12 protein-coding genes and 1 tRNA gene are annotated in these 12,060 nt (G+C 76.3%); 3 read left to right on the forward strand and 10 right to left on the reverse strand.

Features of this window, described 5'->3' with window-relative positions:
- Nucleotides 1–82: 82 nt before the first annotated feature.
- The 4 genes from JD79_RS02400 to JD79_RS02415 form a co-directional block, all read right to left on the reverse strand.
- Nucleotides 83–1,693 (reverse strand): M28 family metallopeptidase, encoded by a 1,611-nt coding sequence (locus JD79_RS02400; RefSeq protein ID WP_110004248.1) that lies wholly within the window; start codon nt 1,691–1,693, stop codon nt 83–85.
- Nucleotides 1,694–1,846: 153 nt separating this feature from the next.
- Nucleotides 1,847–1,920 (reverse strand) — tRNA-Leu (locus tag JD79_RS02405).
- Nucleotides 1,921–1,945: 25 nt separating this feature from the next.
- Nucleotides 1,946–3,328 carry an NAD(P)/FAD-dependent oxidoreductase gene (locus JD79_RS02410; protein ID WP_110004249.1) on the reverse strand — a complete coding sequence of 461 codons (1,383 nt, stop codon included), beginning with the start codon at nt 3,326–3,328 and terminating at the stop codon, nt 1,946–1,948.
- Nucleotides 3,329–3,368: 40 nt separating this feature from the next.
- Complete coding sequence (locus JD79_RS02415; RefSeq protein WP_110007343.1) at nt 3,369–4,133, reverse strand: uracil-DNA glycosylase; 765 nt, start codon at nt 4,131–4,133, stop codon at nt 3,369–3,371.
- A gap of 176 nt (nt 4,134–4,309) precedes the next feature.
- Between JD79_RS02415 and JD79_RS02420 the strand changes: the two genes are divergently transcribed.
- Both JD79_RS02420 and JD79_RS02425 read left to right on the forward strand, forming a co-directional pair.
- Complete coding sequence (locus JD79_RS02420; RefSeq protein ID WP_170149081.1) at nt 4,310–5,512, forward strand: GNAT family N-acetyltransferase; 1,203 nt, start codon at nt 4,310–4,312, stop codon at nt 5,510–5,512.
- A 58-nt stretch (nt 5,513–5,570) separates the two neighbouring features.
- Nucleotides 5,571–5,876 (forward strand): DUF4235 domain-containing protein, encoded by a 306-nt coding sequence (locus JD79_RS02425; RefSeq protein ID WP_245899568.1) that lies wholly within the window; start codon nt 5,571–5,573, stop codon nt 5,874–5,876.
- Nucleotides 5,877–5,955: 79 nt separating this feature from the next.
- Here JD79_RS02425 and JD79_RS02430 read toward each other — a convergent pair whose 3' ends face one another.
- The 4 genes from JD79_RS02430 to eno are packed head-to-tail and all read right to left on the reverse strand — an operon-like array spanning nt 5,956 to nt 9,251.
- Nucleotides 5,956–6,906, reverse strand: coding sequence for a Ppx/GppA phosphatase family protein (locus JD79_RS02430; RefSeq protein ID WP_211307831.1), 951 nt, complete (start codon nt 6,904–6,906; stop codon nt 5,956–5,958).
- Nucleotides 6,903–7,424: a DUF501 domain-containing protein gene (locus JD79_RS02435; RefSeq protein WP_110004251.1), complete on the reverse strand. Its 522-nt coding sequence runs from the start codon at nt 7,422–7,424 to the stop codon at nt 6,903–6,905. Before JD79_RS02435 ends, JD79_RS02430 begins: the two co-directional genes overlap by 4 nt.
- On the reverse strand, nt 7,421–7,966 hold the full coding sequence (locus tag JD79_RS02440; protein WP_110004252.1) for an FtsB family cell division protein: 546 nt from the start codon (nt 7,964–7,966) through the stop codon (nt 7,421–7,423). The genes JD79_RS02435 and JD79_RS02440 overlap by 4 nt, the downstream gene beginning before the upstream one ends.
- A 4-nt stretch (nt 7,967–7,970) precedes the next feature.
- Entirely contained in the window at nt 7,971–9,251 is a 1,281-nt protein-coding gene (gene eno / locus JD79_RS02445; protein WP_110004253.1) for a phosphopyruvate hydratase, read from the reverse strand.
- A gap of 161 nt (nt 9,252–9,412) precedes the next feature.
- Between eno and JD79_RS02450 the strand changes: the two genes are divergently transcribed.
- Entirely contained in the window at nt 9,413–10,054 is a 642-nt protein-coding gene (locus JD79_RS02450) for a hypothetical protein (RefSeq protein ID WP_110004254.1), read from the forward strand.
- Here the strand turns inward: JD79_RS02450 and JD79_RS02455 are convergent.
- Nucleotides 10,047–10,970 carry a nucleoside triphosphate pyrophosphohydrolase gene (locus tag JD79_RS02455; protein WP_110004255.1) on the reverse strand — a complete coding sequence of 308 codons (924 nt, stop codon included), beginning with the start codon at nt 10,968–10,970 and terminating at the stop codon, nt 10,047–10,049. The two genes, JD79_RS02450 and JD79_RS02455, sit on opposite strands and share 8 nt — an antisense overlap.
- 6 nt (nt 10,971–10,976) lie before the next feature.
- Nucleotides 10,977–11,981, reverse strand: coding sequence for a SurA N-terminal domain-containing protein (locus tag JD79_RS02460; RefSeq protein WP_170149082.1), 1,005 nt, complete (start codon nt 11,979–11,981; stop codon nt 10,977–10,979).
- Nucleotides 11,982–12,060 lie beyond the last annotated feature (79 nt).

Raw genomic sequence — 12,060 nt, forward strand, 5'->3', positions numbered from 1 at the left:
ACCTACCCCGGGAGGGTGACCGGACACGCCGGGGGCGCGGCACCGTGCGGTGCCGCGCCCCCGGACCGGGTCGCTCGGACAGTCAGATCTCCTCACCGCCGTGGTCGTGGTCGTGGTCCGGCGAGAGCCCGCCGCCGCCGGCCTTCTGCTCGGGCGTCACCCGGAACTGGCGGTCCGTCGGGTCCCCCTGGAAGGTCCCGCCCGGCACCGGACGGCCCTGGGCGCCGTTGACCCGCGAGGTGTCGTAGGACAGCGTCAGCACGGAGTACGCGATGGCGTCGGAGTTCGTCTCGAGCGCCTTCGGGTCGACGTTGCCGATCGTGTCCCCGGCCTGGTGGTAGTTCCGGTCGTAGGCGACACCGGCGAGACCGCCGTACAGCGGGACCTGGTACTCCTGCTTGAGGACCTCGGCGCCGGTGAACAGGCCACCGGAGGGGATCTCGGCCTCGATGAAGGCCTGGTAGTCGCTGCGGCCGCTGAACTCGCTGCCCTCGTACCACAGGCCCTGCGCCTCGAAGTAGTCCTCGAGGACGTACTCGATCTGGTCCGACCCCTCGGGCACGGCGACCGGGGCGGTGAAGTCCGACTGGTCGCCGTCGTAGATGAACCGGGCGAAGTTCGGCGACCCCACCATGTCGAAGTTCAGGTAGAGGCCGATGTCGGCGACCTGCGCGTCGCTCAGCTGCGAGACGTAGTGCTCGGAGCCGAGCAGGCCCAGCTCCTCGGCGCCCCACCAGGCGAACCGGACGGTGTTGACCGGCTTGACCTCCGCCATGTTCTCGGCGACCTCGAGGATCGCCGCGCTGCCGCTGCCGTTGTCGTTGATGCCCGGGCCCGCGAGGACGGAGTCGAGGTGCGCACCGGCCATGACGACGTTGTCCGAGGTGCGGCCGGGCAGCTCCGCGACGACGTTGTAGGTGGTGCGGGTCTCGCTGGTCGAGTCGACCGCGAGGTCCACGGTGGTGCCCGGCGCGGCGAGCTCCTGGCCGAGGGCCGTCGAGACGCCGATGACCGGGATCCTGGTGCCGGGGGCGCCCAGCGTGCCGGCGAGCGGCCCGGCGGTGTTGTTGAAGACGATGACCGCGCTCGCGCCGGCCAACTGGGCGTTCTGCGCCTTCACGGCGAAGGCGCAGCCACCGCGCTGGACGAGGGCGACCGTCCCGGCGGCGAAGCCGGTGAAGTCACCGGTCTCACAGCCGCTGCCGAGACCCGTGGCGGGGAGGTCGACCGGGGTGACGACGCCGTCGTCCACCGTCCCGGCGGCGGTGTAGGTCATGGGGGTGAAGTCGGCGGCGGAGTAGGTCGCCGGCGCGGGCGTGACGCGGCTGAACGAGCTGCTCCTCAGCTGGAAGAACGGGAACTCGAAGGACTGGCGGGTGGACTCGTAGCCGGCCGCCTGGAGCCGCTGCTCCACGTACTCGACCGAGGCCTCGTAGCCGGGCGTGCCGGAGGCGCGGTTCCCCTCGTTGTCGTCGGCGATCTCCTGGAACGCCTCCAGGTGCTCGGTGACACCCTCGAGCGTCACGCACTCGGTCAGCTTCGCCACGGTGTTGTTGTTGCGGTTCTCGCAGCCGTTGCCGCCGCCGGCCGCGGCCGGGAGCGCGGTGACCACGCTGCCGGCCAGCGCCAGCACGCCGCCGGCGGTGCCGGCCACGGCGATGCGCGATCGGCGGGACGGATGGGACTGGGTCATGGACGTCTTTCCCCTCGAGCGTCGGTGAGCTCCGTTGCTCACGAGGGGTAACCCTGTCAATACGGTCACGGGGGACGTCAAGACCTGTATTTCCTGCGGCCGGTGGTGTATAGGGCAGGAAGAAGTCGTGAGGTCCGCGCAGGACCGCTGGGGTGCCCCCGGTGGGGTTCGAACCCACACTGCGACCCTTTTAAGGGGCCTGCCTCTGCCGGTTGGGCCACGGGGGCGGTGCGGGCCGTCGGCCCGCCGGTGTCAGCCGGCCTGCGCGCGGTCGGCGGGCGACGGCGAGGGCAGCTGCGCGGTCCCGCCGGAGGTGGCCGCGGTGACGAACTCCCGGCGCGGGTCCTGCAGCTGGCCGAGCGCCACGACCTCGCGCCGGAACAGCGAGGCCAGCGTCCAGTCGGCGACCACGCGGGCCTTGCGGTTGAACGTCGGCACCCGGCTGACGTGGTAGCTGCGGTGCATGAACCAGGCCGGCCAGCCCTTGAGCTTGACCCCGTAGACCTGCGCGACGCCCTCGTGCAGGCCGAGGCTGGCCACCGACCCGGCGTAGGCGTGCCGGTAGGGCCGCGGCTGCTCACCGCGCAGGGTCGCCGCCACGTTGTCGGCCAGCCGCTTGGCCTGCCGGACGGCGTGCTGGGCGTTGGGTGCGGTGGTGGCCCCCGGGTCGGGCTTGGTGAGGTCGGGGACGGCGGCGAGGTCACCGGCGGCCCAGGCGTCCTCGAGCCCGCTGACCTGCAGCGTCGGCTCGCAGCGCACCCGGCCCCGCTCGTCGAGGGGCAGGTCGGTCGAGGCGAGCAGCGGGTTGGGCTTGGTGCCGGCGGTCCACACGAGGGTGTCGCTGGCGTACTCCTCGCCGTCGGAGAGGCGGACGACGCCGTCGGAGACCGACTCCAGGCGCGTGTTCAGCCGCACGTCCATCCCGCGGGCGGTGAGCTGCTTGACCGTCCAGGCGGCCATGTCCAGGTCGACCTCGGGCAGGATCCGGCCGGTGGCCTCGACCAGCACCCACCGCATGTCACCGGGCGACAGTCGCGGGTAGTAGTGGGTGACGGCGTAGCGGGCCATGTCCTCGAGTTCGGCGAAGGCCTCGATGCCGGCGTATCCACCGCCGACGAACGTGAAGGTCAGCGCGCGCTGCCGGACCCGGGGGTCGTCGGTGGAGGCGGCGGCGTCGAGCCGGGCGAGGACGTGGTTGCGCAGGTAGATGGCCTCCCCCACCGTCTTGAAGCCGATGCCGTGCTCGGCCAGCCCCGGGATCGGCAGCGTGCGGGCCACGGACCCGGCCGCCATCACCAGCACGTCGTAGGACAGCTCGTACGGGTCGCCCTCGGCGGGGAGGACCCGGGCCCTCCGGTCGGCGTGCGACAGCCCGACGACGGCACCGGTGACCACCCGGCAGCGCGGCAGCGTGCGGCGCAGCGGGACGACGACGTGCCGCGGTTCCACCGAGCCGGCCGCCGCCTCGGGCAGGAACGGCTGGTAGGTCATGTGCGGCTGCGGGTCGACCACGACGATCTCGGCGCGGCCCCGGGACAGCTTCCGCTGCAGCCGCAGCGCCGTGTAGAGGCCGACGTACCCCCCGCCGACGACCAGCACCACCGGACGGGACCCCAGATCCGGACGAGACGCCATGGGCCCACCCTAGGGGCGCACGCCCCGGCCGCGACCCGGTTCAGCCGGGGCCGGCGAGCTCCGTGGCCCGGGACAGGACGGCGTCGAGCATGGGCTCGGTCAGCCGGCCGGTGAAGGTGTTCTGCTGGCTCACGTGGTAGCTGCCGAGCAGCGTCAGCGGCCCGCGCGGACCCTCGAGCGTCACCTCCACGCCGTGCCCGAAGGCCGGCCGCGGCCGGGGCAGCGGATAGCCGGCGCCGGCGAGGACGGGCCACAGCGCCGTCCAGCCGAAGCCGCCGAGGACGACGACCACCCGCAGGTCCGGCAGCAGCGCCAGCTCGCGCGCCAGCCAGGGCGAGCAGGTGTCGCGCTCGGCCGGCGTCGGCGCGTTGTCGGGAGGCGCACACCGGACCGCGGCGGCCACCCGCACCCCGGTGAGCTCCAGGCCGTCCCCGACGTGCGTCGACGTCGGCTGGTTGGTCAGGCCGGCCCGCCACAGCGCGGCGAAGATCCAGTCCCCGCTGCGGTCACCGGTGAAGACCCGGCCGGTGCGGTTGCCGCCGTGCGCGGCCGGCGCCAGCCCGACGACGGCGATCCGCGCGGAGGCGGGACCCAGCCCCGGCACCGGGCGGCCCCAGTACTCCTCGTCGCGGAAGGACGCCCGCTTGACCCGGGCGACCTCCTCGCGCCAGGTGACCAGCCGCGGGCAGGCGCGGCAACCGGAGATGCGGGCGTCGAGCACGGCGAGGTCGCGGGCGCCGCGCGCGGAGCGGGCCACCCCCGCCGGTGTCCGCGTGACCGGGAAACCCTGCGCGTCGACCGCCACGCGCCCAGTGGACCACCCGGCGGCGGTGCGGTCGCCGGGTGGGGTGCGCCCGTGCATCTCCCCCTTCGGAGGGTCGGCGGCGGGCCGCCCGGTCCCTACGCTCGCTGTCGTCAGCGACCCGGCCGGACGGCGGGAGGCGCCGGACGGAGAAGGGGTGGGAACCGGTGAGTGCTGCCGTGGGTGCGTCCAGGAGCGGGCCCGGGCCCGCGGCCGCACGTCCGATCCCTCCCCCACCGACCCCGGGACGGCCGCGCACCGCGGTCGTCGCCGACCACGCGGGCCTCGACGCGCTGGCCGGGGCCTGGGACGACCTCTGGCGCCGCACCCCGGCCGCCACCGCGTTCCAGACGCACGCGTGGAGCAGCGCCTGGGCCCGGGCCTACGTCCCCGCCGGGCGGCTCGCCGTCGTCACGGTGTGGACCGGTGACACGCTCGTCGCCGCCGCGCCCCTGCACCGGGTGCGCCGCGGTCCGGTCGTGACCCTCGCGCCGCTGGGCGGCCCCCTCAGCGACTCCACCGACGTCCTGGTCGACCCGCGGGTCCCGGACGCGGGGGCGCGGCTCGCCGAGGCGCTGCTGCGGGTGCCCGGGTGGCGGGTCCTGGACCTGCCGGAGGTCCTGCCCGGCTCCGCCGCGCAGGCGTGGTCGCGGACCTGGCCCGGCCGGGTCCGCCGCGCACCGTCGTCGCTGAACCTGCAGCTCCCCGTGCTGCCGCAGGCCGACGTCCTCGCGCGGGTCCCCGCCCGGACGGCGGGGACGCTGCGCCGCAAGCTGAAGAAGGTCGACCGGGCCGGCATCGAGCGCACCGAGCTGACGCCCGACGCCGTGCCCGCCGCCGTGCCCGAGCTGGTCCGGCTGCACGAGGCGCAGTGGGCGGGCCGGCGCGGCAACCCGGAGCACCTCACCGCGCGGTTCCGCACGTTCCTCACCGGGGCCCTGGTGCCGATGGTGGAGCGCGGCCAGGCGGTGGTGGTGGAGTACCGTCTGGACGGCCGGCTGGTGGCCAGCGAGGTCGACCTCGTCGGGGAGCGGCAGCTGGCCTACTACCTCGCCGGCATCGACCCCTCGCTGCGGCAGGCCATCGACACCTCGGTGCTGCTCGTGAGCGGCGCGCTGGGACTGGCCCGCCGGCTGGGGCTGGCGGAGTACTCGTTCCTGCGGGGCGACGAGGACTACAAGCTGCGCTGGCGCCCCGACCACGTGACCGCCGAGCGGGTGCTGCTCGCGCGGCCGGGGCTGCTGGGGTCGGGCGGCTACCTCCCCGTGACCGCCGCGTCCTCCGCCGTCATGGCCCTCGCCCGGCGGGTGCTGGCGGGCCGCGCTCGGGAGCTGGCCCGGGCGGTCATGCACCGCGTCCGGCAGCTCCGCGCGAGCGGGTAGCTCGCCCGGACCGGGGGTCCACCCGGCCGGGGACGCGCGGGCCGCGGGGACGCCAGGCATGATCACCCCCATGGCCCGCAAGCAGAAGCCGCCGTTGACCTGGAAGCTGCTGGGGACCGGCTCGGCGACCCTCTCCGGCATCGCCGTCCGCAAGCTCACCGACGCGGCCTGGTACGCGGCCCGCGGCAAGACCCCGCCGAAGAACCCCGCCGCACCGGGCGTCACGTGGCCCGAGGCGCTGGCCTGGGCGGCGTTCTCCGGGCTCACGGTGGCCGGTGGCCGGCTGCTGGCCGCCCGGGGTGCCGCCGCGGCCTACCAGTCCCTGACCGGAAAGCTCCCGCCCGGGCTCAACGAGGCCGGCTGAGGCGGCGGAGCCGACGGTCCCGCGGCCCCTTCCCGGGTCCCGCCCCGAGCCTGCGAGGGGTGGGGAGGAAGGGGGTCCTTCATCCGCGGGCGAGCCGCAGCGCGATGCCGTCGAGGATGTCGTGCTCGCTGACGACGACCTCGTCCAGGGCGAAGGCGTCCATGACCACCCGCAGCACCAGCGCGCCGGCGCCGATGACGTCGACCCGGCCGGGGTGCATCACCGCGGAGGCGGCCCGCCGCTCGCGGGTGGCGGTCAGCAGCCCCGCGGTGACCGAGCGGACGGCGCCCACCGGGATGCGCGAGCCGTGGATGGCCTCGGCGTCGTAGCCCGGCAGCCGCAGCGCGAGGGCGGCCACGGTGGTCACCGAGCCGGCGAGGCCCACGAGGGTGGCCGCCTCGCCCACCGGGACCGCCGCGGCGACCTCGGCCAGCGCGGCCCGGATGTCGGCCTCGGAGGACCCGATCTCGTCCGCCGTCGGCGGGTCGCCGTGCAGGTGGCGCTCGGTCAGCCGCACGCACCCGACGTCCACCGAGCGCGCGGCGCGCACGCCGGCGGCGTCGCCGAGGACGAACTCGGTGGACCCGCCGCCGATGTCGACGACGAGGTACGGCGGGCGCGGGGGCGGGCCGCCGTGGGCGGCGGCCGCGGCGTCGAGGGAGGCGGTGGCGCCGAGGAAGGACAGCCGCGCCTCCTCGTCCCCGGCGACGACGTCGGGCGGCTGGCCGAGCGTGGCCTGCACCATCGCCTCGAAGTCGGCGCGGTTGGCGGCGTCGCGGGTGGCGCTGGTGGCGACCATCCGCACGGCGGTGGCGCCGAGGTCGCGGGCCTGGGCGGCGTACTCGGCGAGCACCACGCGGGTGCGCTCGATGGCCTCGGGCGCCAGGCGGCCGGTGGCGTCCACGCCCTGGCCGAGCCGGACGACCTCCATCCGGCGCAGCAGGTCGGTGTGCGCACCCTCGGGCGGCACGTCGGCGACCAGGAGGCGGATGGAGTTGGTGCCGCAGTCGACGGCGGCCACACGGGTCACGACGCCTCCTCCGGCTGCGCGCAGGGGCCGGCGGCCCACCACTCCCCCATCTCGGCCACCGCGCGGTCACCGACCGGGTTGACGCCCGGCCCCGCGGCGAGCGCGTGACCGGCCAGGGCGTGCAGGCACTTGACCCGGTCGGGCATGCCGCCGGCGGTGCTGCGGGTGGGCAGCTCGCCCAGGGCGTCGCGCTCGGCCAGGTATGCCTCGTGCGCCGCCCGGTAGGCCGCGGCGAGGTCGGCGTCGGTGCCCAGGTCGGCCTGCCACTCGCGCATGCGGCCGGCCGACTCCAGCCGGCTGGCGGCCGCCGACGCGCGCGGGCAGGTCAGGTAGTACAGCGTCGGGAACGGCGTGCCGTCCTCCAGCCGCGGGGAGGTCTGGACGACGTCGGGCTGGCCGCACGGGCACCGGTGCGCCACCGCCCGGACCGCGCGCGGCGGCCGGCCGAGCTGCCGGCCGACGAGCTCCCGCTCCTCCGGGGTGATCGGCTCGGAGACCCGCTGTCCCGGGGCGGTCACCCGTCCTCCCCGTCGGCGTCGGCCACCGAGCCGAGCAGCTCCTCGTACCAGCGGCGCGGAGCGGCGTCGAGGGCAGCGGGCAGCGTGCCGGCGTCACCCTCGGCCGCCTCGCCGTCGACCACGACGACGAGCCGGTCACCGGGCAGCACGTAGGCCAGCCGCTCGCGGGCCTCGCGGGCGGTCCAGGCGGGATCGGACTGGCGCTCGAGCTCGGCCTGCAGGTCGGTGATGCGCTCGTCGTAGGCGGTGCTCTCGGCCGCCAGCCGGGCGATCTCGGCGCGCCCCTCCAGCCACTGCCGCACGGGACCGGCGAGGGTCAGCGACAGCAGCAGGAGCAGGCCGACGAAGACGACGGCCCGGCCGGTGAACAGCGGCCGGCGGGCCGCCGCGGGACGGGCGGGCGTGCGTGGCGTGCGCCGGCCGGGACGCCGGGCGTCGGGACGGCTGCCGGCGCCCGACCGCGTCCCGGCCGGGACGGGCCGGGACGCGGCGTGCGACAGCGGGCGGCCGGTCGAGCGCCGCCGCCCCGTACCGGCGCTCACCGGGTCAGGAGGTCCGCAGGCGCGGGAAGGCCGCGGCGCCGGCGTAGCGCGCGGCGTCGTCGAGCTCCTCCTCGATGCGCAGCAGCTGGTTGTACTTGGCCACCCGCTCGCTGCGCGCCGGCGCGCCGGTCTTGATCTGCCCGCAGTCGGTGGCGACGGCGAGGTCGGCGATCGTGGTGTCCTCGGTCTCGCCCGAGCGGTGGCTCATCATGCAGCGGTAGCCGTTGCGGTGCGCCAGGTTGACGGCGTCGAGGGTCTCGGTGAGCGTGCCGATCTGGTTGACCTTCACCAGGAGGGCGTTGGCGGCCCCGCGCGCGATGCCGTCGGCCAGCCGGGTGGGGTTGGTGACGAACAGGTCGTCGCCGACGATCTGCACGCGGTCGCCGAGGGCGGAGGTCAGGGCGATCCAGCCGTCCCAGTCCTCCTCCGACAGCGGGTCCTCGATCGAGACGATCGGGTAGTTCGCGACGAGGTCGGTGTAGTACTCGGTCAGGTCGGCGGCCGACAGGGTCCTGCCCTCGAAGGCGTAGCCGGCCTCGCTGTGGAACTCCGTCGCCGCGACGTCGAGGGCGAAGGCGATGTCGGTGCCCACGGAGTAGCCGGCCTGGTCCACGGCCCGGACGATGAGGTCGAGGGCCGCGCGGTTGCTGGTCAGGTTCGGGGCGAAGCCGCCCTCGTCGCCCAGGCCGGTGGCCAGGCCGTCCTTCTTCAGCACCGACTTCAGCGCGTGGTAGGTCTCGGTGCCCATGGCCAGCGCCTCGGCGAAGGTCGCCGCGCCGATCGGGGCGATCATGAACTCCTGCACGTCGACGTTGCTGTCGGCGTGGGCGCCGCCGTTGAGGATGTTCATCATCGGCACCGGCAGCAGGTGCGCCGAGGGCCCGCCGACGTAGCGGAACAGCGGCAGGCCGGTGGAGTCGGCGGCCGCGCGGGCGACGGCGAGGCTGACGCCCAGGATCGCGTTGGCGCCCAGCCGGGACTTGTCGGGCGTGCCGTCGAGGTCGAGCAGGCGCTGGTCGACCAGCCGCTGCTCGGTGGCCTCGTAGCCGACCAGCTCCGGGCCGATGACGTCGAGGACGCCGTCGACGGCCTTGGTCACGCCCTTGCCGCCGTAGCGCTCGTCGCCGTCGCGCAGCTCCACCGCCTCGAAGGCGCCGGTGGAGGCGCCGCTGGGCACCGCCGCCCGGGCGATCGTCCCGTCGTCGAGGGCGACCTCGACCTCCACGGTGGGGTTACCGCGCGAGTCCAGGATCTCCCGCGCGCCTACGGCATCGATGCTCGGCACGGGGAGCAGCCTAGCGAGGAGGGCAGGCTCGTCCGACCACGACGCGTGGGCGCGGGACTCCTGTAACGGAGCGGTCACGGTGCGGCCTCGGCGGAACCGATCCGGCGGTAATCTCGTCCCTGCGGGCGTCTCCCCGCACGTCTGCGCCGTCGGAGGACCCGATGACCGAGCGCCAGCAGCAGCGCCTCCCCGCGGACGCGGACGCGGAGACCCGTCCGTCCATCCTCGGCTTCCCGACGGACACCGCCGAGGACGCCGACCAGGACGTGGAGCCGGTCCCGGACGGCACGGAGGTGGCCGGGGTGGCGGTCCCCCGCGACGGGCTGGTCTACGTGCGGCGCCCCGACCTGGCCGGCGGGGTGCTCGCGCTGCTGGCCGGCGTCGCCGACGCGGCGAGCATGTGGCTCCCGTGGGAACGGGGCGGGGAGACCACCGGGCTGCAGCTGGTGGTGCGGTCCGTCGACGCGGTCCGTGAGGGGGTCGCCGAGCTCGGGCGCACCGGCCTCTGGCAGCCGGCGGCGGTGGCGGTCGGCGGTGCGGTGCTCGTCGTCCTCGGGCTCCTGCTGCTCCGTCCCGCGCGCGGCCACCGGGTGTCCGGGGTGCTGGCGCTGGCGGTCACGCTGGCCGTGGCCGCCGCGGTCGTGGCCCGGGCGGTGGACGCCGGCTGGGACGCCCGCCTGCTCGGGCCGGGCGTCTGGTGCGCCGCCGCGGTCGCCGGGCTCGGTGTGCTCGGCGCCCTGAAGGCCATGCTCACCGCGCCGCGGGTCACCACCGCGCCGGCCGAGCCGCTCCCCGTCAGCTAGGGGCGGCCGGCGCCGCCGCGTCGGCGGCCGCGTCCAGCTCACCGGCGTAGCGGCGCACGGCCTCGCGCAGCGCGTCCTCGGCGTCCCAGCCGCGCTGCTCGGCCGCGGCGACGACGGCCAGCAGCCGCTCCCCCAGCTCCTCCGGCGAGGTGGAGCCCAGGTCGGCCGGCTCCGGCGTGGGGAACCCGGCGCGCGCGGCCCGCCGCACCAGCGCGGACCCCCAGGCGGTGGCCGGCTGCGAGCGCGAGACGCCCTCGGTGGGCGAGCGCCGCTGCTTCTCGGCCTTCTTGATCTCCTCCCAGCCCGCCTCGACGCCGGCGACGTCGCGCGGGCCGGCGTCGCCGAACACGTGCGGGTGCCGGCGGACGAGCTTGTCCACCAGGTCACCGGCCACGTCGTCGACGTCGAACCGCCGGCCCTCCCCCGCCTCCGCGGCGACCCGCGCGTGGAAGACCACCTGCAGCAGCACGTCGCCGAGCTCCTCGCGCATCGCGACCGGGTCGTCGTCGACGATCGCGTCGTAGGCCTCGTGCGCCTCCTCGAGCAGGTAGCCGCGCAGCGAGGCGTGCGTCTGCTCGGCGTCCCAGGGACAGCCGCCGGGCGAGCGCAGCCGGTCCATGACGGCCACGACGTCGAGCAGGCGGGCGCCGGGGGGCTCGGGCGCGGCCTCGGCGACGGGCGCGCCGGGCACCTCCTCCCCCGGGCCGGCCAGCACGGCGACCGCACCGGGCAGCGCGTCCGCGGCCGCGGCGTCGGGCACGTCGGTGACCTCGCGGCCGGCGGCCCGCAGGGCCTCGGCGGTGGCCGCCGCGCCGGGCAGCGCGGCGAGCGGGCGGTCGGCGAGCGCGGCCCAGCCGGCGGGACCGAGCAGGCCGGGCAGCCGCGCGCTGACCGGGACGACGACGGCGACGGGCACCGCGCGTCAGCCCCCGGTGCCGGGCGCGGTCGCCGGAGCGGCGCCGGTGCCGTCGTCGAGCAGGTCGACCACGCCGCCCTGGGCCTCCTGCACGACGTCCTCGTCGGTGAACTCGCCGTAGCGCGGGTTGACGGTGACGCCCACGTCGTCGCGGACGCCGTCGACGACGGTGGCCCCCGCCTCCTCCGCGCCGGTCGCCGCCTCGCTCTCCAGCTGCGGGCGGACCTCCTCGAACGACGGCGTGACCCGCTGCCCGACGAAGGCGACGACCACGCCCTGCAGGTCGGGGACGGTGACGCTGAAGCCGGTGTTCGGCGCGGCGGCGGTGACGCCCTCGGCCAGCGGCGGCGGCACGTCGGCGGTGCCGGTGGGCTGCAGCGCCGGGAGGTTCACCTCGCCCGGGTAGCGGGCCGCGACGGCCGGGTAGGACGCCGGGGCGGCGGCCAGCTCGGCGACGACGGCGTCGGCGGTGAGCTGGTCGGGGACGACGAAGTAGCCGAGCTCGACCTGCTCGAGGCTGCCGCGCACCTCCTCGTAGCGGGCGCGCAGCGCGGCGTCGTCGGTGCCCGGGTCCTCCCCCGAGGCGACGCCGAGCTCCCGGCGCAGCAGCTGCTGGCGGGCGCTCTCCCGGACGTCCTCGGGCGAGTACCCCTGCGCCGCGGCCTGGGCGTAGAGCTCGGCCTCGTCCCGGCCGGCCAGGGCCGCGTCGACGAAGGCGGTGACGTCGGCGTCGGTGACCTCGACGTCGTTGCGCCGCGCCGCCTCGGCGTAGAGCTCCTCGCGCACGAGCAGCGTGAGCACCTGACGGGTGAAGCCGCTGCCGGCGCCGCCGACCGCCTCGGCGACCGCCGGGTCGGCCAGCCGCTCGTCGACGGCGGACTGCAGCTCGGCCACCGTCACCTGCTCCTCGCCGACGTACGCGGCGACGTTGGGCGAGGTCCGGCAGCCGGCCAGTGCGGCGACGGCGGCCAGGCCGACGGCGAGCGACGTGGTCAGCCGGCGGGTCAGCACGTGCGGAGCGTGCCACACCCGGTGTGGTGCACGGCGCAGGCGGCGGGCCACCCGGGAGGGTGGTGTCCCCAGGAGGGGG

The sequence above is a fragment of the Geodermatophilus normandii genome (assembly GCF_003182485.1).
GTDB classification, from domain to species: Bacteria; Actinomycetota; Actinomycetes; order Mycobacteriales; family Geodermatophilaceae; genus Geodermatophilus; species Geodermatophilus normandii.